The organism is Chitinophaga terrae (ex Kim and Jung 2007) (assembly GCF_900107795.1).
GTDB lineage: Bacteria > Bacteroidota > Bacteroidia > Chitinophagales > Chitinophagaceae > Chitinophaga > Chitinophaga terrae.
The window spans coordinates 63,821-89,984 of sequence record NZ_FNRL01000005.1 but is presented as its reverse complement, the minus strand read 5'-3'; the positions used below and the strand labels follow the sequence as shown (position 1 = coordinate 89,984).

Annotated in this window: 26 protein-coding genes; 24 read left to right on the top strand and 2 right to left on the bottom strand. The window is 46.1% G+C overall.

Annotated features, from left to right (window positions below; translation table 11 throughout):
• Positions 1-3: 3 nt before the first annotated feature.
• From hisC to BLV62_RS06760, 20 genes are all read left to right on the top strand, one after another.
• The gene (gene hisC / locus BLV62_RS06855; protein ID WP_211117723.1) at positions 4-1,077 is read left to right on the top strand and encodes a histidinol-phosphate transaminase; all 1,074 of its coding nucleotides are present in this window, start codon (positions 4-6) and stop codon (positions 1,075-1,077) included.
• Entirely contained in the window at positions 1,074-2,210 is a 1,137-nt protein-coding gene (gene hisB, locus BLV62_RS06850; protein ID WP_089760031.1) for a bifunctional histidinol-phosphatase/imidazoleglycerol-phosphate dehydratase HisB, read from the top strand. Before hisC ends, hisB begins: the two co-directional genes overlap by 4 nt.
• Before the next feature lie 439 nt (positions 2,211-2,649).
• Positions 2,650-4,059 (top strand): anthranilate synthase component I family protein, encoded by a 1,410-nt coding sequence (locus BLV62_RS06845; RefSeq protein ID WP_089760029.1) that lies wholly within the window; start codon positions 2,650-2,652, stop codon positions 4,057-4,059.
• Between the two features lies 1 nt (position 4,060).
• On the top strand, positions 4,061-4,630 hold the full coding sequence (locus BLV62_RS06840; protein ID WP_089760027.1) for an anthranilate synthase component II: 570 nt from the start codon (positions 4,061-4,063) through the stop codon (positions 4,628-4,630).
• A 42-nt stretch (positions 4,631-4,672) separates the two neighbouring features.
• A complete protein-coding gene (gene trpD, locus BLV62_RS06835; RefSeq protein ID WP_089760025.1) occupies positions 4,673-5,668 on the top strand; it encodes an anthranilate phosphoribosyltransferase in 996 nt (331 codons plus the stop codon).
• 10 nt (positions 5,669-5,678) lie between these two features.
• Entirely contained in the window at positions 5,679-6,482 is an 804-nt protein-coding gene (gene trpC / locus BLV62_RS06830; protein ID WP_089760023.1) for an indole-3-glycerol phosphate synthase TrpC, read from the top strand.
• 4 nt (positions 6,483-6,486) lie between these two features.
• Positions 6,487-7,122 (top strand): phosphoribosylanthranilate isomerase, encoded by a 636-nt coding sequence (locus tag BLV62_RS06825; RefSeq protein WP_089760373.1) that lies wholly within the window; start codon positions 6,487-6,489, stop codon positions 7,120-7,122.
• 6 nt (positions 7,123-7,128) lie between these two features.
• A complete protein-coding gene (gene trpB, locus BLV62_RS06820) occupies positions 7,129-8,337 on the top strand; it encodes a tryptophan synthase subunit beta (protein ID WP_089760021.1) in 1,209 nt (402 codons plus the stop codon).
• Positions 8,338-8,345: 8 nt separating this feature from the next.
• Positions 8,346-9,116, top strand: coding sequence for a tryptophan synthase subunit alpha (gene trpA / locus BLV62_RS06815; RefSeq protein ID WP_089760019.1), 771 nt, complete (start codon positions 8,346-8,348; stop codon positions 9,114-9,116).
• Positions 9,113-9,706 carry an imidazole glycerol phosphate synthase subunit HisH gene (gene hisH, locus BLV62_RS06810; protein ID WP_089760017.1) on the top strand — a complete coding sequence of 198 codons (594 nt, stop codon included), beginning with the start codon at positions 9,113-9,115 and terminating at the stop codon, positions 9,704-9,706. Before trpA ends, hisH begins: the two co-directional genes overlap by 4 nt.
• Position 9,707: 1 nt before the next feature.
• A complete protein-coding gene (hisA, locus tag BLV62_RS06805; protein WP_089760015.1) occupies positions 9,708-10,853 on the top strand; it encodes a 1-(5-phosphoribosyl)-5-[(5-phosphoribosylamino)methylideneamino]imidazole-4-carboxamide isomerase in 1,146 nt (381 codons plus the stop codon).
• A gap of 12 nt (positions 10,854-10,865) precedes the next feature.
• Positions 10,866-11,621 carry an imidazole glycerol phosphate synthase subunit HisF gene (gene hisF, locus BLV62_RS06800; RefSeq protein WP_089760013.1) on the top strand — a complete coding sequence of 252 codons (756 nt, stop codon included), beginning with the start codon at positions 10,866-10,868 and terminating at the stop codon, positions 11,619-11,621.
• Between the two features lie 17 nt (positions 11,622-11,638).
• Positions 11,639-12,232 (top strand): bifunctional phosphoribosyl-AMP cyclohydrolase/phosphoribosyl-ATP diphosphatase HisIE, encoded by a 594-nt coding sequence (gene hisIE, locus BLV62_RS06795; protein WP_089760012.1) that lies wholly within the window; start codon positions 11,639-11,641, stop codon positions 12,230-12,232.
• Positions 12,233-12,388: 156 nt separating this feature from the next.
• Positions 12,389-13,471 (top strand): TlpA disulfide reductase family protein, encoded by a 1,083-nt coding sequence (locus BLV62_RS06790; RefSeq protein ID WP_089760010.1) that lies wholly within the window; start codon positions 12,389-12,391, stop codon positions 13,469-13,471.
• Between the two features lie 69 nt (positions 13,472-13,540).
• A complete protein-coding gene (locus tag BLV62_RS06785) occupies positions 13,541-14,674 on the top strand; it encodes a TlpA disulfide reductase family protein (RefSeq protein ID WP_089760009.1) in 1,134 nt (377 codons plus the stop codon).
• 379 nt (positions 14,675-15,053) lie between these two features.
• The gene (locus BLV62_RS06780; RefSeq protein WP_089760007.1) at positions 15,054-15,413 is read left to right on the top strand and encodes a BlaI/MecI/CopY family transcriptional regulator; all 360 of its coding nucleotides are present in this window, start codon (positions 15,054-15,056) and stop codon (positions 15,411-15,413) included.
• Between the two features lie 18 nt (positions 15,414-15,431).
• Positions 15,432-17,042, top strand: coding sequence for a M56 family metallopeptidase (locus BLV62_RS28765; RefSeq protein ID WP_089760005.1), 1,611 nt, complete (start codon positions 15,432-15,434; stop codon positions 17,040-17,042).
• A gap of 114 nt (positions 17,043-17,156) precedes the next feature.
• Entirely contained in the window at positions 17,157-17,612 is a 456-nt protein-coding gene (locus BLV62_RS06770) for a redoxin domain-containing protein (protein WP_089760004.1), read from the top strand.
• A gap of 2 nt (positions 17,613-17,614) precedes the next feature.
• Positions 17,615-17,773, top strand: a complete 159-nt coding sequence (locus tag BLV62_RS06765; RefSeq protein ID WP_089760002.1) for a DsbA family protein — start codon at positions 17,615-17,617, stop codon at positions 17,771-17,773.
• Positions 17,774-17,890: 117 nt separating this feature from the next.
• The gene (locus BLV62_RS06760; protein ID WP_089760000.1) at positions 17,891-19,246 is read left to right on the top strand and encodes a GH1 family beta-glucosidase; all 1,356 of its coding nucleotides are present in this window, start codon (positions 17,891-17,893) and stop codon (positions 19,244-19,246) included.
• 215 nt (positions 19,247-19,461) lie between these two features.
• Here the strand turns inward: BLV62_RS06760 and BLV62_RS06755 are convergent, their stop codons facing one another.
• The gene (locus BLV62_RS06755; protein ID WP_139169988.1) at positions 19,462-20,691 is read right to left on the bottom strand and encodes a hypothetical protein; all 1,230 of its coding nucleotides are present in this window, start codon (positions 20,689-20,691) and stop codon (positions 19,462-19,464) included.
• Between the two features lie 9 nt (positions 20,692-20,700).
• Positions 20,701-22,020, bottom strand: coding sequence for a DUF4270 family protein (locus BLV62_RS06750; RefSeq protein WP_089759996.1), 1,320 nt, complete (start codon positions 22,018-22,020; stop codon positions 20,701-20,703).
• A gap of 247 nt (positions 22,021-22,267) precedes the next feature.
• Here BLV62_RS06750 and BLV62_RS06745 point away from each other — a divergent pair, with 247 nt between their 5' ends.
• The 4 genes from BLV62_RS06745 (at position 22,268) to BLV62_RS06730 (ending at position 25,754) form a co-directional block, all read left to right on the top strand.
• Positions 22,268-23,266, top strand: a complete 999-nt coding sequence (locus BLV62_RS06745) for a Kelch repeat-containing protein (protein ID WP_168927818.1) — start codon at positions 22,268-22,270, stop codon at positions 23,264-23,266.
• Positions 23,259-23,600, top strand: a complete 342-nt coding sequence (locus BLV62_RS06740) for a DUF4907 domain-containing protein (RefSeq protein ID WP_168927817.1) — start codon at positions 23,259-23,261, stop codon at positions 23,598-23,600. The genes BLV62_RS06745 and BLV62_RS06740 overlap by 8 nt, the downstream gene beginning before the upstream one ends.
• Before the next feature lie 247 nt (positions 23,601-23,847).
• Positions 23,848-25,032 carry a sensor histidine kinase gene (locus BLV62_RS06735; protein ID WP_168927816.1) on the top strand — a complete coding sequence of 395 codons (1,185 nt, stop codon included), beginning with the start codon at positions 23,848-23,850 and terminating at the stop codon, positions 25,030-25,032.
• Positions 25,029-25,754, top strand: coding sequence for a LytR/AlgR family response regulator transcription factor (locus BLV62_RS06730; RefSeq protein WP_089759989.1), 726 nt, complete (start codon positions 25,029-25,031; stop codon positions 25,752-25,754). Before BLV62_RS06735 ends, BLV62_RS06730 begins: the two co-directional genes overlap by 4 nt.
• Positions 25,755-26,164: the final 410 nt, after the last annotated feature.

The window sequence follows — 26,164 nt, the reverse complement described above, 5'->3', positions numbered from 1 at the left end:
AGTATGTTCGACTTAAACGCCCTCACAAGGGACAATATAAAAAGACTGGTACCTTATTCGACCGCCCGGGACGAATTCAAAGGCAAGGCAGAAATATTCCTGGATGCCAACGAAAATAACTTCGGCTCCCCGCTGCCTGTTAACTATAACAGGTACCCCGATCCGCTGCAATGGAAACTGAAATACAAAATGGCCGATGTAAAAGGCGTGCCTCCGCAGAATATCTTCATAGGTAACGGAAGCGACGAAGCCATCGACCTGTTATACCGTTGCTTCGTAAATCCCGGTGCCGACAATGTGATCCTCTGTCCGCCTACCTACGGCATGTACGAAGTAAGCGCGCACATCAACGATGCGGTGATCCGTAAAGTAAGCCTGACGCCCGAGTTTCAGCTGGATATCCCGGCATTGCAACAGGCGATAGACGATAATACAAAACTAATCTTCATCTGCTCTCCTAACAATCCTACCGGTAATACTATTAACCGTGCAGATATTGAGCTGTTGCTGAATAACTTTAATGGTATTGTAGTGGTAGATGAAGCCTATATCAACTTCTCCCGTCATAAAACCTTTATTCAGGAACTGACAGAGTATCCTAACCTGGTTGTGCTGCAAACCCTGTCCAAAGCCTGGGGGCTGGCAGGTTTGCGTATAGGGATGGCGTTTGCCGGGGAAGAGATCATCAATACATTCAATAAGGTGAAAGCGCCTTACAACATCAGCCAGGCAACAATGGAGCTGGCTATGCAGGCGCTCGACAATGTAAGCAAGGTAAATGAGTGGATCAGGGAGATAGTGATCGAACGCGACCTCTTGTCTGCAGCCCTCATCCAGTTGCCGATCATCACCGAGATCTACCCCAGCGATGCCAGCTTTATCCTGGTTAAAACAACCGATGCAAAAGGGATCTATGAGTTCCTTATCAACCAGGGCATCGTAGTTCGCGACCGCAGCAAAGTAGAGCTTTGCCTGGGTTGCCTGCGTATCACAGTTGGTACAGCCGAAGAAAATGTACGTTTATTAGAAGCCTTAAAAACCTTTCACCTCTCAAAAGAAACATCAGTATCTGCATGAAAAGGGTCCTGTTTATAGATCGTGACGGTACGCTGATCAGAGAAGTACCGCCAACCTACCAGATAGATAGCCTGGATAAAATAGAATTTTACCCGAAGGTGTTTGTAAATATGGCCAGGATAGCTGCAGAGCTGGATTATGAGCTGGCAATGGTCACCAACCAGGATGGCCTGGGAACCAACTCCTTCCCGGAAGATACTTTCTGGCCCGCCCAGCAATTCATCCTGAAAGCTTTTGAGAACGAAGGGGTGAAGTTCGATGAAATATTCATCGACCGATCTTTCCCGGCCGACAATGCGCCTACCCGCAAGCCCCGTACAGGCATGCTCATCAAATACCTGGATGGCAGCTACGACCTGGCTAATTCCTTCGTCATAGGCGATAGGATCACCGACGTTGAACTGGCCAAGAACCTTGGCGCCAAAGCCATCTGGATGAACGAAGGTACCGGCCTGGGAAGCGGGGAGGTCAACGACTCCGCCGCCGCGCTCAGGGATGTTATCGCCCTGGAAACGACCGACTGGAACCGCATCTACGAGTTCCTGAAAGTAGGTCTCAGAACAGTAACACACGAACGCAAGACCAATGAAACAGATATCACTATTTCCCTGAACCTCGACGGTACAGGAAAAGCGGATATCCACACCGGGCTTGGCTTTTTCGATCACATGTTAGACCAGATCGCCCGCCACGGCTCTATAGACCTGGCTATTAACGCCAAAGGCGACCTGCATATCGACGAGCACCATACCATAGAAGATACCGGTATTGCGCTGGGAGAAGCCATTGCAAAGGCGTTGGGCGATAAAAGAGGGATAGAAAGATATGGTTTCTGCCTGCCAATGGACGATTGCCTGGCACAGGCGGCTATCGACTTCGGCGGCCGCAACTGGCTGGTTTGGGACGCTACCTTCAAACGCGAAAAGATAGGAGAAATGCCCACAGAGATGTTTTACCACTTCTTTAAATCATTCTCCGATGGCGCTAAAGCCAATCTCAATATTAAAGCCGAAGGGGAAAATGAGCATCATAAGATCGAAGCAATATTCAAGGTTTTCGCCAAGGCGATCAAAATGGCGGTAAAGCGCAACCCTTACCGGATGCAGCTTCCGTCTACCAAAGGAGTGTTGTGATTTTCACGCAAAGGGGCGAAAGAAGCAAAGCCCGCAAAGGAATTTTTTTAAGTGAAATAAGATATTAAGGAAATAGCTAAGAGAGCAAAGGAAGCGAAGATTATATTATATAACATAATCTTCGTTCCCTTTGCTTCCTTATTTTCCTTAAAAAAATTTCTTTGCGGGCTTTGCTTCTTTGCGCCTTTGCGTGAACCTTCCACAAAAAAATTTGCATTTATAAGAAAATTGTTACAAATTTGTCCCCGTTATGCAAAATATCGCTAAAAATATAAACAAACATTGGTGGTGGCACGGAATCAATTCCTGATCTGTGTTACAGTGCCATGTTTCGTATAGAAATATATTTAATTAGAAGGCTCGCTGTTACACAGCGGGCCTTCTGACTTTTTAGGCCATTCTGAAACCAAAAAAAAACAAACCTTTCACCCAATACATCATGCGTACCATCCAAGTAAAAACGAGATCCAAAAAGATGTTGGCCGATATATTCACACCGGTTGGAATATATCTGCGGTTACGAGACAAATTCCCAGGCTCTATTCTATTGGAAAGCACCGATTACCGGGCAAGTGAAAACAGTTACTCTTTTATCTGCGTAAAGCCAATAGGCGGTATAGAAGTGACTTCTACCAGCAAATTTGAATTTAAATATCCTAATCAACCTGTTGAAAAAAAGGAACTGAATAACAAACAACAGGTATTAGACGAATTGCAACGTTTCCTCGGCAATTTCTCATTCGAAGGAAAACACCCTGTACCAGCCGCCCAGAGCTTATTTGGATATACGACCTATGATGCAGTGCAATTCTTTGAAACCATCAACTTCAATAAAGATAAACAGAACGGTAATACCATCCCGCTGATGCGCTACCGGTACTACCAATACATCATCGCTATCAATCACTTTAAAGATGAACTTTATCTTTGTGAGAACCAGGTAGACGGGCTCGATAGCGACTTTGAACTGATAGAATCGCTGATCCGCCACAAAGACTCGCCAGGTTATCCGTTCCAGGCGATAGGAGAAGAGAAAAGCAATATGACCAACGAAGAATACATCGCCATGGTCGAAAAAGGGAAACAACACTGTTTCAGGGGCGATGTTTTCCAGGTAGTACTCTCCCGCGCTTTCCAGCAATCTTTCAAGGGCGACGAATTTAACGTATACCGCGCACTCCGCTCCATCAACCCTTCACCTTATCTCTTCTTCTTCGATTACGGCGATTACAAATTAATGGGCTCCTCTCCTGAAGCGCAGATAGTGATCAACAACGGCAAAGCTACCATACACCCGATTGCAGGTACTTTCAGGAGAACAGGAGATGACGCACAGGATAAACTGCTGGCAAACAAACTGCTGGAAGATCCTAAAGAGAACGCAGAACATGTAATGCTGGTAGACCTGGCAAGAAATGACCTGAGCCGCAACGCTTCAGATGTGCAGGTAGCGTCTTACAGGGAAGTACATTTCTATTCACATGTGATCCACCTGGTGAGCGAAGTGATAGGAAAGGTTGATCCTAAGATGAATCCTTTCGCTTTACTGGCTGCTTCTTTCCCGGCAGGCACCCTGTCGGGCGCCCCTAAATTCAGGGCAATGGAGATCATCGATCAGTACGAACCCACTGCAAGAGGGTTCTATGGCGGATGTATCGGCGCTGTGGGATTCGACGGCAACTTCAATCATGCCATCATGATCCGCTCCATACTCAGTAAAATGAACACACTCTACTATCAGGCCGGTGCTGGCGTTGTTGCTAAATCAGTAGCTACTTCAGAACTGGAAGAAGTCAACAATAAACTGAATGCATTAAAACAAGCCATCATCCTGGCACAAAATATCTGATATGAATATTCTTGTTTTCGATAACTACGATTCATTTACATATAACCTTGTTCACCTGGTTGAAAAGATCATCAACGGAAAGGTAACCGTTGTCCGCAACGATGAAATTCCTTTGGAGAAAGTGAATAACTACGATAAGATCATTTTATCGCCCGGCCCCGGTATCCCGGAAGAAGCAGGTTTGCTGCTGCCGCTGATCAAAGAATATGCGCCTACGAAATCCATCTTCGGCGTATGCCTGGGGCAACAGGCCATAGGGCAGGCTTTTGGCGCTTCTCTCACCAACCTGAAGGAAGTGTACCACGGCGTGGCTACCGATGTGAATATAATTGCTGAAGATGGCCGCCTGTTCAAAGGACTGCCAAAACAACTGAAAGTAGGGCGCTATCATTCATGGGTGATCGATGAAGCTACCATCCCCGCCGGGTTGATTGTAACCGCGAAAGACGACGAAGGATTTGTAATGGCAGTACAACACGACAAATACGATGTGTGTGGTGTGCAGTTCCATCCTGAAAGCGTATTAACTCCGCAGGGCGAGCAAATAATGAGGAACTGGTTAAATAACTGATGTTTCACTATTTGATTAGACTGGCTTTTAAAAGTTATCACCATGAAAAAAATTCTGAATTACCTTTTCGAACATAAAACATTCAGCCGCCAGGCGGCTAAAGACATCCTGACAAATATTTCAAAGGGTGTGTATAACGAAAGCGAGCTGGCAGCTTTCATGACGGTTTACCTGATGCGCAGCATTACCATCGACGAGCTGCTTGGTTTCCGCGATGCATTGCTGGAACTCTGCATTCCTGTGAACCTCGACGGCTACGATGTACTGGATATTGTAGGAACAGGGGGAGATGCAAAAAATACGTTTAATATTTCTACATTGTCGTGCTTTGTTGTAGCCGGCGCCGGTGCAAAAGTGGCAAAACACGGTAACTATGGCGTATCATCGGTAAGCGGGGCTTCTAACCTGATGGAATCCGTAGGGTACAAGTTCAAGAACGACGATGCAAAACTGAGAACTGAACTGGAAGAAGCTGGCATCTGCTTTTTACACGCGCCATTATTCCATCCTGCCCTGAAAAATGTGGCTGGGGTACGCCGTCAACTTGGCGTTCGTACGTTTTTTAACATGCTGGGGCCCCTGGTGAACCCCGCTTTCGCCAAACACCAGCTGATAGGGGTATATAACCTGGAAATGGGAAGAGTGTATAATTACCTTTTCCAGCAGACAGATAGCAAATTCGTGATCGTTCACAGCCTGGACGGATATGACGAGATTTCCCTGACTGCCGATACCAAAGTGATCACCAACCAGGGAGAGCAGGACTGGACGCCGGAGCAGTTGGGTAAACGTAAGGTACATCCTGAAGATATTTATGGCGGAAACTCGGTAGAAGACGCTGCAAAGATCTTTATGAAGATATTAAAAGGAGAAGGTACCTGGGCGCAGAACTCCGTAGTGCTGGCCAATTCGGCGATGGGGCTTTATACCCTCGGCAAATACGGCTCGTACGACGACTGTTTTGCCGCCGCCGTAGAGTCGCTGGAATCAGGTAACGCATACAACGCATTTAAAAAATTGATTGCATCGCAATCGTAGTCGATACATCATGAAAAATATCTTAGCAGAAATTGTAGCACATAAGAAGATAGAAGTGGCGGCAAGGAAAGAAGAGAGAAGTGAAGAAGTGCTGCGCCAGTCATCAGCTTTTAACCGCCAGCCATTCTCCCTGCGCGAATTCCTGCAACGCCCGGATAAAACAGGTATCATAGCAGAATTCAAACGCCGTTCTCCCTCCAAAGGATTGATCAATGGCGAAGCAACAGTGGAAGCGGTTACAGGAGCTTACTGCCGTTATGGGGCTTCAGGACTTTCAGTTTTGACAGATGAGCAGTATTTTGGCGGCTCAAGCGCCGATCTGATAGCTGCCCGGAGTATCAACCAGATACCTATCCTGCGTAAAGATTTCGTGATAGACGAATACCAGATCCTGGAAGCGAAGGCTATAGGTGCAGACGTGATCCTGCTCATAGCGGAATGCCTGGAAGCAGCGGAAGTGGCCCGGCTGGCGAAGTTTGCCGATAGCCTGGGACTGGAAGTATTGCTGGAAGTGCATAGCGAACCGCAGCTGGAAAAGATAACAGCGCATACGCACCTGGTAGGAGTGAATAACCGCGACCTGATCACTTTCAAGGTCGATTTTAACCGCTCCTGCGAGCTGGCGCCAAAGATCCCTGCCGATAAAGTAAAGGTAGCGGAAAGCGGGATCAGTGATCCTGCTGCTATTGTTACCCTGAAACAAGCCGGGTTCCAGGGATTTCTGATAGGAGAGTGCTTCATGAAAGAGAGCGATCCTGCTTATGCATTTGAGCAGTTTGTGACTACACTGAATGCTTTGCAACAGAAAATATAAACCTATGCAGATTAAAGTTTGCGGAATTACAAGAATAACGGACCTGAATTCGTTGGTGGAAAACGGGGTAGACTACGCTGGTTTTATCTTTTACGAAAGATCTCCGCGTTTCGCGGGAAACAAGATAGATGCCCGCTCTGTAAGAGAAACAACGAATATTAAAAAAGTAGGCGTTTTCGTGAACGCGCCTGTTGAACAGATCCTGCGCACAGTGGCAGATTATGGTTTGGACATGGTGCAGCTGCATGGAGATGAATCGCCCGCTTTTGCCGCCGCGGTACGGGAACATGTACCGGTGATCAAAGCGTTCAGGATCGGGGAAGATATGGAATGGGAAGCAACCCTGACCCCTTACCTCGAGGTAACCGATTATTTTTTGTTTGATACCGCAGCTCCAAATTCATACGGTGGTACCGGCAAAAGGTTCAACTGGCAGTTGCTGGCCGACTATCCCTTCAAACATCCTTTTTTGTTAAGCGGAGGGATCACCCCGGACCAGGCAGACGAAATATTGACACTGGAACTTCCGGCTATGAGCGCTGTAGATGTTAACAGCAAATTTGAAGATAGCCCGGGTATTAAAAATATTCCGCTGGTTGCACATTTTGTAAAACAAATTCAATCATCAACAACTAAATAACTGGTCATGGATATTGCGATCAATACAGGCAACTCCAAATATCATGTAGATAAGAATGGCTATTATGGCAGGTTCGGAGGCGCTTATATCCCTGAAATGTTGTATCCCAACGTCGAGGAATTGCAAACAAAATATTTTCAGATCCTGAGTGATCCTTCTTTTCAACAGGAATTTGATGCTTTACTGCGTAACTATGTTGGCCGTCCAAGCCCCTTGTACCTGGCCCGCAGGTTATCAGAAAAATATAACGCCAATATCTACCTGAAAAGAGAAGATCTGAACCATACAGGCGCGCATAAGATCAATAATACCATCGGGCAGATACTGCTGGCTAAACGCCTGGGCAAGAACCGCATCATTGCAGAAACAGGAGCAGGACAGCACGGGGTGGCAACAGCTACTGTATGCGCCCTGATGAACATGGAATGCGTGGTATACATGGGAAGTATCGATATTGAGCGCCAGGCGCCTAACGTGGCCCGTATGAAAATGCTGGGCGCCACCGTTGTTCCTGCAACCAGCGGAAGCCAGACGCTGAAAGACGCTACCAATGAAGCGATCCGCGACTGGATCAATAACCCGGTAGATACCCATTACATCCTGGGTACCGCGTCAGGACCGCACCCGTATCCTGACATGGTAGCAAGGTTCCAGTCGGTGATCAGTGAAGAGATCCGGAAACAGTTGAAAGAACAGACAGGCAGTGAACTGCCGGATTACCTGGTCGCCTGTATAGGCGGCGGAAGCAATGCAGCAGGCACTTACTTCCATTACCTGGATGAACCTTCCGTTAAGATCATTGCAGTAGAAGCCGGCGGTAAAGGAGTACACAGCGGATTTTCGGCGGCAACCACGCAACTGGGCAAGCTGGGTATTATCCATGGCGCTAAAACATTACTGATGCAGACAGACGACGGGCAGATAGTGGAACCTCACTCTATTTCCGCAGGGTTAGACTACCCGGGCATCGGGCCAATGCATGCTCACCTTTATGAATCCGGCCGCGGACAATTCCTGTCGGCAACAGACGAGGAGGCGCTGGAAGCGGCGTACGAGCTCAGTAAACTGGAAGGCATTATCCCCGCTATGGAATCGGCTCACGCCCTGGCAAAACTGAAAGATCTTCCTCTAAAGAAAGATGATACAGTAGTGCTGTGTTTATCGGGCCGCGGAGATAAAGACCTGAACACCTATATCCGTCACATGTCTAAATAACCTGGAGTATGCAGAACCGTATTGATCAACTTTTTGCAAAAAAGCCTAACGGCGTTTTAAATATATATTGTACAGCCGGATTTCCTGAACTGAACGATACCTTGCCGGTAATGAAAGCATTGCAGGAAGCAGGCGCTGATATCATTGAACTGGGTATGCCTTTTTCCGACCCGCTGGCAGATGGACCGGTGATCCAGGACAGCAGCGCCCAGGCCCTTAAAAACGGGATGAGCATTCCTGTATTGTTCAGCCAACTGGAAGGTTTCCGGAAAGAGATACAAGTACCGGTGATCCTTATGGGATACCTGAACCCTGTTATGGCATATGGAATTGAAGCTTTTTGTATAAAATGTTCAGAACTGGGGATAGATGGCGTAATTTTGCCAGACCTCCCGATGGCTGAATATGAAAGCGAATACAAAGCCTTATTCGAACAACATAATCTTCATTTCATCTTCCTGGTAACCCCGGAAACCAGCGAAGCCAGGATCAGGAAGATCGATAGTTTAAGCAGGGGATTTGTTTACGCCGTGTCTTCTTCTTCCACTACAGGAAAAGATAAAGAAATGGGCGACCAGAAAGCATACTTCGAAAGACTGAAAGGATTGCAACTGAAAAACCCGGTGCTGGTAGGTTTTGGAATAAAGGATAAAAAGACCTTCGACGCGGCTGCTGCCAATGCCAACGGGGCCATTATAGGAACCGCTTTTATCAGGGCGCTGTCGGGCAGCCAGGATATCAATAAAACAGTGAAAGATTTTGTTGGAAGCATAATATGAAAACAGTTATTATAAAATACAATGCCGGTAACATACGCTCTTTGCAATTTGCATTAGAGCGTTTAGGCGTTAACGGTATTGTGACAGATGATCACGAAGAGATCAGGTCGGCTGATAAAGTGATCTTTCCCGGGGTTGGCGAGGCGAGTACTGCTATGCAGTATTTGAAAGAACGCAACCTCGATAAAGTGATCGCAGACCTGAAACAACCCGTATTGGGCATTTGCCTGGGTATGCAATTGCTTTGCAGGTATTCTGAAGAAAATGATACGCCCTGCATCGGGGTATTTGACGTGGATGTGAAAAAATTCCAGTCGCCCGTCGAAAACCTGCTGAAAATACCGCAGATAGGATGGAATAACATTGCCAACCTGCACAGCGTATTGTTCGAGCACGTACCGGAAAATTCATACATGTATTTCGTACATAGCTACTATGCCGCGCTGGGCGCCGATACGGTTGCTATCACCAACTACGTGATCAACTACAGCGCGTCGCTGCAGAAAGATAATTTTTACGCGGTGCAGTTCCACCCCGAGAAATCGGCGGAAGCAGGCGCCCGTATTATCCAGAACTTTTTGAATATCTAGTATGCAGATAAGACTGATCAGTGCCGATGATACTTTGCAATTGCGCAGGGATGTGCTGTATCCTGGCGAATCGCTGGCCGCTATGAAAATGGACCACGATGCCGATGGATTGCATTTCGGCGTATTTGAAGGAGCGGAGCTGGTAACAGTGGTTTCCCTGTTCCTGGACAGAGGAGGCAGTGCGCAGTTCAGGAAACTGGCCACCGCTCCCGGCGCCAGGGGGAAAGGCTACGGGAAGGCGTTATTGGCGCACCTGGCAGAAATATGCCGCAAAGAAAAGATCTCCCTACTCTGGTGCAATGCACGGGATACGGCAGTGAGCTTCTATGAGCAACTGGGATATAAAAGCAAAGGCGATTACTTCATCAAAGGCGGTATTAACTTCATCAGGATGGAATTGCCGCTCAACCAGATTATGACCAACAAAAAATTCGAAATAATTCCGGCCATCGATATCATCGACGGCAAATGCGTTCGCCTGACGCAGGGCGATTACAGCCAGCAAAAGATCTATAACGAACATCCTTTGGAAGTAGCAAAGGAATTTGAAGATATTGGCGTGAAACGCCTGCACCTGGTAGACCTGGACGGAGCCAAGAAAGGCGCAGTAGTGAACTGGAAAGTACTGGAGAATATTGCCGGGAAAACCAGCCTGGTAACAGATTTTGGCGGAGGAATAAAAACCGCGAAAGATATCGATATCGTATTTGAATGCGGCGCCTCCCTGGCTACCATCGGCAGCGTGGCAGTGAAGGAACCTCAGCTCTTTTTCAGTTGGGTAAAGCAATACGGAGCCGAAAAGATATTTCTCGGGGCAGATGTGAAGAATGAAATGATCGCCGTAGGCGGATGGCTGGAAACCACTGAGCTTTCAGTGTTCGATTTCCTGGAAAGCAATATTGAGGCGGGAGTGACCAACATTTTCTGTACTGATATTGCCAAAGACGGTTTATTGCAAGGCCCGTCGGTAGACCTGTATAAAAAGATCCTCCGGCAATTCCCGGCTATCAATTTTGTAGCCTCAGGCGGGGTAAGCAACGTTGCCGACCTGGTTGCACTGCAGGAAATTGGTTGCAGCGGCGCTATTGTCGGGAAAGCTATTTATGAAGGAAAGATCACATTGGAAGAATTAAAACAATTCCTGTAAATCATTGAAGATATGTTGACCAAACGTATTATACCATGCCTTGATATTAAAGATGGGCGAACAGTTAAAGGAATTAACTTCGAGAATATCAGGGATGCCGGCGATCCTGTAGAATTGGGCGCATTGTATGCCGCCCAGGGAGCCGACGAGCTGGTGTTTCTCGATATCACCGCTACAAACGAAAGACGTAAAACCCTTGCAGAACTGGTTACAGACATTGCAAGGCATATCAATATACCGTTCACCGTTGGAGGAGGTATCTCTTCTGTGGCAGATGTAAGCGTATTGCTGCAATCCGGCGCCGATAAGATATCCGTAAATACTTCAGCATTCAGGAACCCCGAACTGATAGACCAGCTATCCAGGGAATTTGGAAGCCAGTGCATTGTGCTGGCTATAGATACCCGCTTTGAAGATGGCGACTGGTATGTTTACCTGAACGGGGGCCGGGTGAAAACGGATATAAAAGCGTTCGACTGGGCAAAAGAAGCGGTGAACAGGGGAGCGGGCGAGATCCTGTTAACCTCCATGAATAACGATGGAACCAAGAAAGGATTTGCATTGGATATTACAGGCCAGCTTGCGCAGCAACTGAACGTTCCGGTAATAGCATCGGGCGGAGCCGGTAATATGGAGCATTTCCAGGAAGTATTTGAAGTAGCGCAGGCAGATGCCGCACTGGCTGCAAGTATTTTCCACTATAAAGAAATAGAAATTCCGGCGTTGAAAACCTTCTTGTATAACAATGGGGTAAACATTCGCTTTTAAATTTATAATCGGCAAACATGCAAATAGATTTTCAAAAATCAGCGGATGGTCTGGTTCCTGCAATCATCCAGGACGATAAAACCGGTAAGGTATTGATGCTCGGTTTTATGAACCAGGAAGCATTGGAAAAGACCATGCTGGAAAGCAAGGTCACTTTCTTTAGCCGCACGAAAAACCGGTTATGGACAAAAGGAGAAACAAGCGGCAACTTCCTGATAGTAAAAGATCTGAAAGTAGACTGCGACCAGGATACCATTCTCATTAAAGCCAGCCCTGTTGGCCCCGTATGCCATACAGGCGCCGATACCTGCTGGGATGAGCAGAATGTCAGCAACGATTTCCTCTATACCCTGGAAGGCATCATCGCCGACAGGAAGAACAATCCTTCTGAAAAATCTTATACCGCCAGTCTCTTCGCCAAAGGCATCAATAAAATAGCCCAGAAGGTTGGAGAAGAAGCAGTAGAAGTAGTGATAGAGGCAAAGGACAACAATGATGAACTGTTTTTAAATGAATCGGCAGACCTGCTGTTTCATTACCTGATATTGCTCCAGGCTAAAGGCTTCCAGCTCTCGGATGTCATTAATGTGCTGCAGAAAAGGCACAAATAAGGCGGACGGATTAACTGGTTTGTTGGCTTCCCGTTGGTTATTAAGCTGTTAGGGCTTATTGAAACCTTAAAGGAGTCATAAAATCAGTTAATCCCCTCGCTACCACGGGAATCTCTTCGTATATTACACCCCGCAAATCAATTAAAGTATTTTTTAATGAAACGAATATCGCTGTTTGCTGCGATGGCGTTGATGGCATTAAGCGCCGACGCCCAGCAGGTGACTGGTATTGTTAAAGGAGGAAGTGGTAAGACGATTTACCTGTATGACGACCGGGATAATAACCCGGACGATTCGGTAAAAATTGTGAACGACCAGTTTACTTTCAAAGTGAAACACGGAAAAGAGCCCGCCGTATATGCACTCATATTACAGGATGTGCCTTACCCGATGCTGTTTGTAACAGGGGATGCGCCGATTCATATCACTACTGCCAAAGAAACATACCCGATCGCCACTTCCGTTAAAGGAAATGATAATACCCAGGCTATGCAGGATTACCAGAAAGCGATCGCTCCTTTGATCAAACGGGCTCAGGCTTTGAATGCGGAAGCAAAGGAAATAAAGCCGGAAGATGAACCTGCAAAAAATGCTTTCCGCAAAAAAGCGGATGCTTTTAATGACGACCTGGTTAAAGTGGGCCGTGATTTCATCCAGGGGCATCCTCATAGTATTGCCAGCATTTGGTTGCTAATGAACGAATTACGCGGCAGGCTGGAGCCCGCAGAATTCCAGTTGCTCTTTAATTCGCTGGACAAAGAACTGAAAGATGGGGTTTACGGGCAGGGAGTACAGTCGTACCTGGCTTCCCTGAAAGCAAATGCTATCAACATCCAGGCAGATGACTTCTCACAGAAAGATACGAAAGGACAAACGGTAAAACTGTCGTCTTTCCGCGGAAAATACGTGCTGGTCGACTTCTGGGCCAGCTGGTGCGGACCATGCCGCCAGGAAAATCCTAACGTGGTGAAAGCCTATCACAAGTACAAGAACAAGAATTTCACCATCCTGGGCGTATCGCTCGACGATAACCGCGACAGGTGGTTAAGGGCCATAGACCAGGACAACCTTGAATGGACGCAGGTTTCCGACCTGCAGGGCTGGGGCAATGAAGTGGCGGTGCAGTACGGAGTACAATCAATCCCCACCAACTTCCTGGTAGATCCTGCCGGGAAGATCATCGCACGCAACCTGCGCGGGGCCGAACTGGAACAGAAGTTAGAAGAAGTGTTGAAATAGCCGTTTATCAAAATCAGGTTGATATTGACAAGTTGATTCTTCAATTTTGTTATTGTAAAACAAAAACCAATGAAAAAAATAATTGTAGGGATTGCGTTGTTGGCTCCGGCAGTGATGTTTGCACAAGAGAAAAAGAGCGTAGCGGGCAAACCGTTTACTATACAGGGTACAGTAGCAAACCAGGGACAACCGGCAACCGTATACTTAAGAATGCGGAAATCCGGGGAAGCATATATCGATAGCGCCGCTGTAAAAGATGGAAAATTTGCATTTGCCGGTACGCTGGAAGAGCCTACGCTTGCCAGCCTGATGCTGGTAAAGAACGGCGCCGAAAAAGTATCCATGGGCCGCGATATGCTGGCCTTCTTCGTTGATAAAGGCACTATCGCTATCAACACTACAGATTCTATCAGCAAGGCTACCGTAACTGGTTCCAAAGCGAATGAGGATTACCAGAAACTGAGCGACCAGCTGAAAGAAGTGAACGAGAAAGGTGCGGAACTGCAGAAGAAATACAGGGAACTCGCTAAAAATAAGGACGAAGAAGGTATGAAGAAGCTGGAAAGTGAATTTGATGCTTTGGATGCTGAAGAAAAGAAAATAGAAGGCGATTTCCTGTCTAAAAACACTTCTTCTCCTATTGCCATGTTTGTGTTGAATCAACTGGCAGGGTACGACATTAAACCGGCTGAAGTAACTCCGCTCTATAAAAAACTCAGCAAGGAAGCAAAGAGCTCACCTTCAGGTAAAGAGTTCGCAAAACGCCTTGAATCTGCCCGTAAAACGGCAGTAGGCCAGATGGCGCTGGACTTCTCACAAGCCGATGCCAATGGAAAAAATATCAGTCTCTCTTCCTTCCGTGGAAAATATGTGCTGGTAGATTTCTGGGCCAGCTGGTGCGGTCCTTGCCGTGCAGAAAATCCTAACGTTGTAAAAGCTTACGACAAGTTCAAATCCAAAGGTTTTGAAATCCTTGGCGTATCGTTAGACGATAAGAAAGAAAAATGGCTGGCTGCAGTAGACGCCGATAAACTTACCTGGACGCATGTTTCGGACCTGAAAGGCTGGAAAAACTCCGTAGCAGACCTTTACGGCGTAAGGGCCATCCCCCAGAACGTATTGATCGACCCTAAAGGCAAGATCATCGCCAAAAACCTCAGGGGCGAAGACCTGGCCGCCAAACTCGAAGAAGTACTGAAGTGATTGCACGCAGGAATTTCACGCAAAGACGCAAAAGAAGCAAAGAGCGCAAAGGATTTTTTTAAGATAAATTAAGAAGCAAAGGGATGAAGATTGTGTTATATGACATGATTTTCATCCTTTTGCTTTTTATATACTTTTATTCTTCTTTACTTCCTTTAAAAACTTTATCCCTTAAAAAATTTCCTATTCTTCTTAATTTCTTAAAAAACTTTATCCCTTAAAAAATTTCTTATTCTTCTTAATCTCTTAAAAAACTTTGCCCCTTAAAAAAAATCCTTTGCGCTCTTTGCTTCTTTTGCGTCTTTGCGTGAAAAAAAAATTTTGGTGGGTTACGAAAACTTCGTAGATTTACGAAAGTTTCGTAAATGAAATTATCATCATGGAAAAACTAACGCAACAGGAAGAGTCAGCCATGCAGGCTGTATGGAAAGCAGGGAAAGGCTTTGTAAAAGATTTCCTCGAAGAACATGCCGACCCGGTTCCTCCATACACTACCCTGGCTTCTACCATTAAGAACCTGGAAAAGAAAGGGTTCCTTCAAAGCAGGAAGATCGGCAACGTGTATGAATATACGCCTGTCATCGCCGAAGCGGATTATAAGCAAAAGTTTATGAACGGCTTCGTAAAGAACTACTTTGAAAACTCCTATAAAGAGCTGGTGACATTCTTTGCAAAGGAAAAGAAGATCAGCCCCGACGAACTGAAAGAGATCATTAACATGATCGAAAAAGGTAAATAGACTATAAAATAAGTTGCCATGGTTCCTGCTATTTTAATCTATCTCTTAAAGGCCAATATCGCACTGACGCTGTTTTACCTGGCTTACCGCTTTGGGTTAAGACGCCTGACGTTTTACACGTTGAACAGGTTGTTCCTGCTGGGTGGAATCGCTTTTTCTGCGATATATCCTTTTATTTCCATCGACGATTTTATAAACCGGCATGAAACATTGTCCGGGGCCGTAGTTACATATGTGCCCGACTTCAGCCAGTGGCAGGTTGCCGAACCTTCGTTCTCCGGCTGGGCCCTTATTGTATATATTTTCTGGGTAGGAGTTGGCGTAATGGCTGTAAGACTGGCAGGCCAGCTATGGTCGCTGTTCGTTTTGCACAGGAAGTCTCATACCCGTAAGGTTAATGAAACAACTGTCCAGGTACTGAAAGAACCTGTGAATCCATTTTCTTTCTTCAATCATATCTATATCAATCCTTCTCTTCACCAACCCGATGAAATTGACGCCATCATTCACCATGAGACTGTACATGTCAAACAATGGCATACCATGGATGTGCTGGTAGGAGAGATCAATAATATTTTCTACTGGTTCAATCCCGGCGCCTGGCTGATGAAATCAGCGATCCGGGAAAACCTGGAGTTTATTACAGACAGGTACCTGCTGCGGCAGGGCGTCGATAAAGTAGCATATCAATACAGTTTGATAAAAGTAAGTGGGATCCCAACTGCGACGGCCATCGCAAACAATTTCAATTTCTCACATCTAAAAAACAGGATTTTTATGATGAACAGTAAACGTTCTTCACGTTACCAGCTGCTGCGCTATTTAGTGTTAGGGTCTCTGGCAGGGGGGATGGTGTTGTTGCTCAACTACAGCAAAGCCTCTTCCTTAATACCGGCCAGCATACTTCCTGCCTCCGGGCATGCAGTTGAAGAAACTGTTCCGGTTCCGCCGGCGGCAGTAGACACAAGTACTCCAAAGAAAGCGCCGGTTGTAAAAAAAGTAACTAAAGACGACGGAGTATCACTAAGAGGAGTGAAGCCAGGAAAAGAACCGATCTACATCATTAACGGCAAGAAAGCGACGCGCGAAGAGCTGGACGCATTGCAAAAAAGCGATAAGATCAAGTCTATCTCTGTATTCAAAGGCGATAACGAAGGCGCTAAAAAGTACATCGATAAGTATGGTGAGCAGGCCAAGAATGGGGTAATTGTAATCGAGTTAAAAGACGGCAGCACTACTTTCACTAACGACCGCCTTGAACCTGTAGTGGTAGAAGGCCACGCAAAGGGTGTAGCTGCCGTAAAGCAGGATACGCCCAGCGTCCGGGTAGTATTAAGAGATAAAGAGAACCAGGATAAATTCCAGGCCCTGGCAGCTGAAGCGCTGGTGATAGTTGACGGCGTACCCGTAGATCCGGAAAAGGACAAGTGGTCGCAGATCAACCCCGACAAGATCAGTTCTATCAATGTCCTGAAAGATGAAAGCGCTATTGCCATCTATGGCGAAAGAGCAAAAAAAGGGGTAATACTGATAACAACCACCAACTCCAAGAATAGTGAAAAAGTTGTGGAAGGCCGCCCTGCTCAAAAAGTGAAGATGTCGGCCGACACCATTAAAGTTAAGTATTAGAAGTGCATATTCATTACTTGCAAAACGTCACGGACCGCCACCGTGGCGTTTTTGTTTGCATCAAACTTTAAAGGGGTTCATCTGTTATATTAGTCCACTAAAACTACGCCGTCTATGTTACAAAAAGGAGATAAAGCCCCCGATTTTACCCTGAGCGCCACCCCGGAACGCACTGTTACGCTCAGCAACCTAAGAGGCAAGAACGTGATCCTGGCATTTTACCCGGCCGACTGGAGCCCGGTATGCAGCGACCAGATGACCTTATACAATGAAATGTCAAGGTATTTTGAGAAATACAACGCTGAACTGCTGGGCATATCGGTCGATGGCGCGTGGTGCCATAAAGCCTTTGCAAAAGCCAGGCAGCTGAATTTCGACCTGTTGTCTGATTTTGAACCCAAAGGCGCGGTATCCGAACGTTATGGGGTATACGAAAAAGGGATCAGCCAGCGGGCGCTTTTTGTAATTGATGCCAATGGGATCATTCAATGGAGCTACCTGTCGCCAATTGGTGAGAACCCGGGTGCAGACGGCATCCTCAATGCTTTGGAGAACTTAAAATCTAACTGATAATGGCTACGCTTACCCCGGCAGTGAATGCAAAAGATCATGCTCTCGGTCCCCAAGAGGCGGCGATAGAAATAGTGGAATACGGCGATTTCCAATGTCCCTATTGCAGGGAAGCCTATTATATCGTTAAGCAGTGGCTAGACGAACATGCAGATAATTAAAGTCTTCACGTCCAATAATATATAATGCTTTTTTAACATTCCTCTCTTCGCTTTTAAGCAAAAACTGTCGTAAACTGCAATTGTTTTGCGGAATTTTCCAATTAACGGGGCTTGCAAATGATTACACGCAAAGATTTTGGTGATGATTTCCTTTGGGGAGTCACCATTTCTGCTTTTCAAAACGAAGGTGCTTTCGATGCCGATGGCCGGGGACTTTCTATCTGGGATACTTTCACCTCCCGTAAAGGAAAGATCAAGGATAACAGCCATGCCCAGGTAGCAACTGACTTTTACAACAGGTATACCCAGGATATATTACTGGCCAAATTACTTGGCTTTACTGTTTTCAGGTTCTCTTTCTCCTGGTCCCGCATCCTGCCTCATGGTACCGGTCCTGTAAACCGCGCCGGCATTGATTTTTACCATAAAGTGATAGACGCCTGCCTGGAAGTGGGACTGGAACCTTATGTAACCCTTTACCACTGGGATTTGCCGGATACGCTGGAAAAGAAAGGAGGATGGGCGCACAGGGGAGTGGTATTTGCATTTGAAGAATATGCGAGGATCTGTGCAAGGGAATTCGGGAGTAAAGTAAAACACTGGATAGTATTAAACGAACCCTTTGGCTTTACTGCCTTGGGATATATGCTGGGCGTACATGCGCCCGGCAAATTCGGGCTTTCCTGGTTCCTGCCGGCTGTGCATCACGCGTTGCTGGCCCAGGCCGCGGCAGCCAATGTATTGAGGGAAGAAGTACGGGGTGCTGTGATAGGTACCGCTTTCTCCTGCTCCCAGATCGTTCCCTATACCAACAGCGAAGCGGATCTTAAAGCCGCCAGGCGGGCCGACGCCCTTTTCAACCGTCTTTTCCTTGAACCCACCCTGGGCATGGGCTACCCGACAGATGATTTCCCTTTACTGAAACGGATAGAAAGGCGCTACGCCCTATGGCGCGACTGGGATAAACTAGCCTTCGACTTTGATTTTATCGGTGTGCAGAATTATTTCCCGCTTGTTGTAAAGTACAATTATTTCATGCCTATCCTTCGTATCGCCGAAGTAAAACCTAAATACAGGCAGGTGCCGGTAACCGCGTTAGGCTGGGAAATAAACGGAGATGGTTTGTATGCAGTGCTGAAGCAATTTGCCTCTTATCCACAGGTAAAGCGCCTGATAGTAACAGAAGGCGGCGCCGCATTTCCCGACGAATTGAACAATGGCCAGGTTGCCGACGATAACCGGATCGCCTACTACCAGGAATACTTACAAGGCGTCCTGAAAGCCAGGAAGGAAGGCATACCGGTTGATGGCTATTTCGCCTGGACGCTCACCGATAACTTCGAATGGGCCGAAGGGTACAGGGCCCGTTTCGGACTGGTATATGTCGACTTCCTCACCCAGCAACGCACCATCAAAGCCTCAGGCTATTGGTTCCGCGACTTCTTGCTCAGCGAGGTTGCACGCAGAGAGTAGTTGCACGCAGAGACGCAAAAGAAGCAAAGAGCGCAAAGGATTTTTTTAAGAGGAATTAAGATTATTAAGGAATAATAAGAAAGCAAAGAGAGCGAAGATTGTGCTAAATAACATAATCTTCGCTCTCTTTGCTTTCTTATTTCACTTTAAAAAAATCCTTTGCGCTCTTTGCTTCTTTTGCGTCTCTGCGTGCCACTACGCTTCTCTGCGTGCAACTACTGGGAGAGGCGTTTGAGGAACCAAAGGTCGCGCAGGCTGAAGTTGAACATGGCGTTGAAGTAGGTTTCTTTCACCATAGCGCCGCCGTTGGAACCGCGTTGGCCCGCTTCCAGGCCTAAGTAATAACGTAGTTGCCCGTTGCGGTTAGGTAAGGAAACACCTAAAGTGCCGCTTACATCTTTTACCTGCGTGGCGCCTATTACCAGGGGGAGTTTGTTATAGCTGAACCCTGCCTGGAGGATGGCTCCTTCATAGGATAGATTATAATATTTTTTCTGGATGGCGTATTCAATACCGGTTGCAAATCTTTCACCGTCCTGGTAGCTGTAGTTCGCTCCTTTTTCTTTTAATGTATTCCATTGCTGGCGGCGGTAATCAGCTACCCAGGTGAATGTTCCGTTGCTGAGGGAAATACCTGAACCTATTTCAGTTGGGATAGTGAAGGAAGAAGGATCCTGCTCTTTGGTATAGAGGGTAGAACCATCCAGCGCTACAATGGCCAGCTTTTCCTGGATCTTCAGCGTTGTTTTAAAACGATAGGTAGCGCCCAGGCCAAGGTTCCAGTCGCCCCATACTTTGCCGGTATATTGAGCGCCGGCTGTAAAGTTTGGATTGAATGCATACTTGTTATACTGGGTCTGAACAGAGTCGTTGCCTATGTATTTGGAAGTATTCAGCGGGCCAAACAGGAAAGCGGTGGAAACACCTGCTGAAAAGTGTTTATTGATCTGGAAACCGTTGGACAGGTAAGCCCTGTTTAAACCGCCCGTTCCTGTAGTGGTAGCGATAATTGGGGCGCCGGTTCCCGACATGTATTGCTGGTTGGTGATCTTGTAATCGATGCTGCTGAAAGGAGTAATGCCGGCGCTGAAGCCCCAAAATTTGGCAGCTTTAAAACCTACGGCCAGGCGTTTGAAGTTCAGGTCGCCGGCGGTTTGCGAGATACCTGTTCCCTGGTAACTAACCTGCTGTCCCCGGATCGCGATGTCGAACATAAAGTTTTGGGAAGGCAAAGCGCCGTAAGATGCCGGGTTTAATTCGTTCAGGTAGCCGGGATGATGCCGTCCTATTCCTGCGCTTCCCATACCGAAATTGCGGCTGTAGTCCCTGGTTTCAAGGTCGCCGATCCCATAGGCGGAATAGATGGAATTCAGACCGTGTTGCGCTTTCGCAGTAAGACTGGTTAAGCTCAATAACAACAAGCCGCTATATAATTTAATGCGCATGAGATTTTCTTATTTATACAGCAGGTAGTACAGCTGAATTTTTAGTTTGTTTTTAGGATTACGCTGATCGCCGATCGCCAGCCTGTCTAATGTTGTTTGTACATCCATTGAACTGGGCGTAACGAACAGGCTCCTTGAATTATAGTCGGTAACTGTTTGTTCTTTTATCACGTAATTGGTGATGTCGAACGTGTAGCTGGTATTAACGTTGAACTCCTTATCTATTCTTAATTCTCCGTAGGCCAGGGTATCTGTTACCTGGTTCAGCTTATCTGCCTGGCAGATGGCGAGCCTGGGCGGCAGCCTGTCGGGCGCTATATAGCTATCCGACAATGGTTGCAGGTACAGGTATACTTTCATGATCTTGAAGTATTGTCCCATAAACGCCAGTGATTTAATATAAGGGATGTCTATACGTATAGCAGCGCCCATCAGCGGTTGAGAAAACGCAACGTTGCCGGTGGCGGTGGATGGAAGACTGTTTACATTACCATTAAACGGCGCCAGGGGAGTGCCTGTATGGTCGGTGATTGCCTGGTTGAATTGCAGGTTAGGCGCCTGCATTTTGAGGTCAATATATTTTACTGTAGTTATCAGCTCATTAACATGATAGTACAGGCGGACGTATAAACTGGTATCCGCAGCCCCGAAACCTGATACGGTAGCACTTTTTGCAGTAGGCCGTATGTTCAGTCCTTTAAAGAAGTCCATAAACTTCGCATTGTCTGTAACATCGGGGCTTTTATCTCTCACCATGGCAAATAATTGCTGACCAAGGTCAGCAGACAGAGGGATAGATAGTTGCTTATCGGTATGCGGTCTTATTATGCCACGGAAGCTGCCCAGGGGCGTTGCTTCTGTAGGGAAGCTGTTGTTGTTATAGAGATAATAGAGGTTTTTAGCTATCTGGATGGTATTGGTAACCCTGTATACCTCGAAAGATTGTTCGATCAGCGAGTCGCCCGCCACATACCCGTTTGGATGCATGATAAGCCGCAGGGAGTCGAACTGCGAGCCGGTTTTAGGTATATCGGTAGCCGGTGGCTGGGCTATCTGGAAATAGCTTTGAATGGTAGTGGTGCCGAAATATTTATCTGCTTTTCTTCCTGTCAGAAGCACTCCTGTTCCGGAAGTGGGAATAGAATCCTGTTTGATGGTACTAACCTGTACTGTGAGCGTATCTGATAGTATATAGTCAGTCTGCTGGTTATTATCTACAATATTATTATAACTAAATCCTGCTTTCTCGCAGGAGGAAAGGATGGCCAGTAACAATACGGCGCTGTAGCTGTAAAGTTGTCTGATTATTTGATACCTGGTACGCTTCATGGTGCGCAATTTTAGACAGGTTAGGTACTTTCAGTTGGTTTAATATGCCAACTGCCAAAATTTATCGATGAACGAACGGATAAACTGGTTATGCTGCTTATCGTATAGAATTGGGGGTTAGTGGCTAAAGAAACCTTTTGGTAGATAAAAAAGGGGTGTCCGTCCGTTAAAATGAGGAAAACAGCTATTTCCTGTTTGATGGAATGCTGCGGCCGATAATTTTGGCTACAGTAAAAAGAACATGCTAATGCGTTATTTAAAAGGTTATTGTTTATTATTGATGGCTTCCCTGGCGGCCTGTTCAAAGAGTTCTACCAGCACTACCTATTTAGGGAACTGGGTGAAGAAGCGTCCTCAATATCGCGGGGTTGCAAGAAGTAATGCAGCTTCTTTTGTTATCGGTAATAAAGCTTATGTAGGAACGGGTTACGATGGGAATGACCGCTTGAAGGATTTCTGGGCTTATGACGTAGATCAGAATATGTGGACGAATGTTGCCCCCTTTGATGGACCTGCAAGAAGTGGCGCAGTAGGTATGGCTATCGGTACCAAAGGCTACATAGGTACAGGGTACGATGGCATAAATAAGCTGAACGATTTCTATGAATATAACCCTGATGCTAATGCCTGGACCAGGAAGGCCGACTTTGGAGGCACCCCTCGTTACGGCGCCGTAGCTTTCGGACTGAAGGACTTTGGATACATCGCTACCGGGTACGATGGCAACTGGCAGGTAGATAATTGGGAATATAACCCGGCTACCAATTCCTGGACGCAGGCGCAGGCCATGATCAGCGGTAAAAGGCAGGATGCATCTGCATTCGTGATCGGCAACAAGGCTTATGTTTGTATGGGTACCGCGAATTCCACCTTTATTACTGATTTCTACGTTTTCGACGGAGATACCAAGAGCTGGGCTACGCTGAACTCTATTGACAATGTGAGCGACAGCAGTTTCGATGATTCTTATAACTTCAAAGGTAGCGGAGCAGCGTCGTTTGCCATAGGGGGCAAAGGTTACATTGTATCCGGAACTAAAGGAAGCCTCTCGTCCGCCGTTTGGGAATACAACCCGCAAAATGACCGCTGGACGCAGAAGACCGATTTTGAAGGAGCTGCAAGAACAGGCGCTACCGGCTTCAATGTTAAAGACCGTGGCTTTGTGGTGTTGGGTGTTTCCAATAACCAGCCTTTTGATGATATGTTGGAATTTTATCCGAACGCTGAGTATAACAAGAATGACTAAACGAAACAAAATAATAATAGGTGTAGGCGCCGCGCTTATCTGTTTGATAGGTTTATGCTGGCTTCCGGGTAAGGAAAGCGACGATAACCGGCAACCGGTAGCGCAGGTAGCGCCGTTTGAAGTGGATGGAGGATGGGGATATAAGATTATCCTCGACGGACAGCCATTCATATACCAGAATATTATTCCCGGCGTGCCAGGCAAACATGTTTTCAAAACAAGGGAAAATGCTGTTAAAGTAGGCCAGCGCGTAGCTGAAAAGATTGTGCATAATGAAATGCCTTCGATTTCCCGGGAAGAACTATTGGCAATGCATATAACGGATTTTCAATAACCAGGCTTACAACGTAAATAACCACGTCATAAAGTAGTTAGATGACCTATCTAACTATTTTGTGCCGTGGTTATACTAGTTTTAATCAGATTTTAATAATAAAATTAAATTTAACAAACCCTTATATAGGATTAACAAACTTTAACACGACGCTAACCTCATCTGCTGTAAGTTTATCGCATTAATTAATGTGATGCCGCCTCTAAAACAAATTATCAGAAGTCGTCCCTTTGTCATATCCTTACACGTGCTCGGCTGGGCATGTTTTTTATTCTTTCCGTTTTTTATTTACAGGATACAGATCCTGCACACAGGGTTTTTCATTAAAGAATTAATTGATAACCTGTTCCTCATCGGTGTATTCTACCTGAATATTTATGTACTGATCCCCCGTTTCTTCAACGGGAAAAAGATAGTTACCTACTTTGCCCTGATGATAGGGGTGTTGTTATTTATCACTTTCCAGCAGGCTACGCTGGATTATTATTTCTTTAAGAACGTATCGCGCCGTGCCCCTTTCATTGCTTTAAGATTAGATAAAAAAAATCATGACGGACTAGTAACAGAGCGGGTGTTTCCTCCGTTCCATATACGTCGGTTTGATACAATCGGGGTGCAGGCGGTTCCGGCTATACCGGCTACATTACACGGAAAGCCCGTACCACCGGCTTTTTCAAGAATGGGCGTTACTTTATCGGCCGGCGAGGAACCGAAACTTTTACAATATTTATTCTTCCCGGAGGTATTACGGCGATCGGGATTCTTCGCATTACTGATGCTTTTTATGAGTGGTTTCATCAAGATCGCCATGGAATGGTTTAAAAGTGAAAAACAGCGGGAAGAACTGAAAGTGGAGAAATTAAACGCGGAATTAAAATTTTTAAAGTCGCAGATTAATCCTCACTTCCTTTTTAACTGTCTAAATACCATTTATTCGTTGGCTCATAAACAGTCGACACAAACAGAACATGCGATCCTGAAGCTATCCACGATTATGAGATATATGATCTATGAATCGAATGAAGACAAAGTGCTGTTATCTCAGGAACTGAAATATTTACAGGATTATATTGATATTCAACGTTTAAGATTGCCAAAAGACATTAACATCGATTACCGGATGTCGGGTTTCCCTGGTTCGTTGCGTATAGAACCTATGCTGCTTGTTCCATTTGTGGAAAATGCCTTTAAACATGGGATCAGTTATACCGAAGATGCCTTTATTGACATAAATATCGACATCGTTGATGAAACGCTGAACCTGGAAGTCAGGAACAGTCATTTCAAGGAAAGAGTGGCAGAAAAGGGCGGGATAGGGCTCCAGAATGTATTAAAAAGACTGGATATGCTTTACAGTAATGAGCATACTATAGACATAAAAGAAATGGAAAGTCAATTTATTGTTGATCTTAAAATTGCGTTGAAAAAATGATAAGGTGTATTGCAGTGGACGACGAGCCACTGGCGCTGGAAATCATGGAGGATTATATCCGCAAAGTCCCTTTCCTGAGCCTGGCAGGTAAGTTTGAGAATGCAGCTACGGCGTTAAGCTTTATCCAGCAGGAGCCGGTAGACCTGGTGTTCCTGGATATCAAAATGCCCGATATTACCGGTATTCAATTTCTGAAATCATTGAAGCATCCGCCTATGGTAGTTTTCACTACTGCGTACGGCGAATATGCCCTGGATGGTTTTAACCTGGATGTAGTGGATTACCTGCTGAAACCTGTGCCTTTCGAACGTTTTCTTAAAGCTGCCGGCAAAGTGAATGAAAGCTGGTCGGCCAACCAGCAGAAAAGCCTGGCGCCTGTTAACATGCCTGTTGAAGAAGCCTGGGTAAACGATTACATCTTTATTAAAACAGAATACAAGATCATTAAGATCAACCTGGAAGATATTTTATTCATCGAAGCATTAAAAGACTATACAAAGATCTATACACATAACCTGCCTGTGCTTACATTGCGCAGCCTTAAATCATTTGAGACCCGCCTGCCGGCGGATAAATTCATCCGTGTTCACCGCTCTTACCTCGTCTCTTTAAACAAAATCAACAGCGTTGAGAAGAATACGGTCATGATAGCCAACCAGTCAATCCCGATCTCTGACGGGTATCGCGACCGCTTCTATGATGTGATAAACCGGTATTCGTGATGGCTTGAAGCGAGTTTGGCATGCAAAGACGCAAAGGGTTTTTTGACCGGAGCGAGTTTCAAGACCGAAGCGGATTTTTAAGACCGCAAAGGAGCGGATGGTATATCGGGGAGAGGATTTTTTTAGACCGGAGCGAGTTTGGGCATGCAAAGACGCAAAGATTTTTTTGGACCGAAGCGAATTTTAAGGCCGCAAAGGAGCGGAGAACATATGGAAGATGGTATGGTAGAGGGAGTAAATACGTATATATGACTAATATATGAGGTTTATTAACTAATAACCATTAGGCAACAAATTATACATTCCTATATATAACATCCGCTCCTTTGCGGTCTTAAAAATCCGCTTCGGTCCTATCATTCGCTCCGATCCAAAAAACCTTTGCGTCTTTGCATGCCAAAACTCGCTCC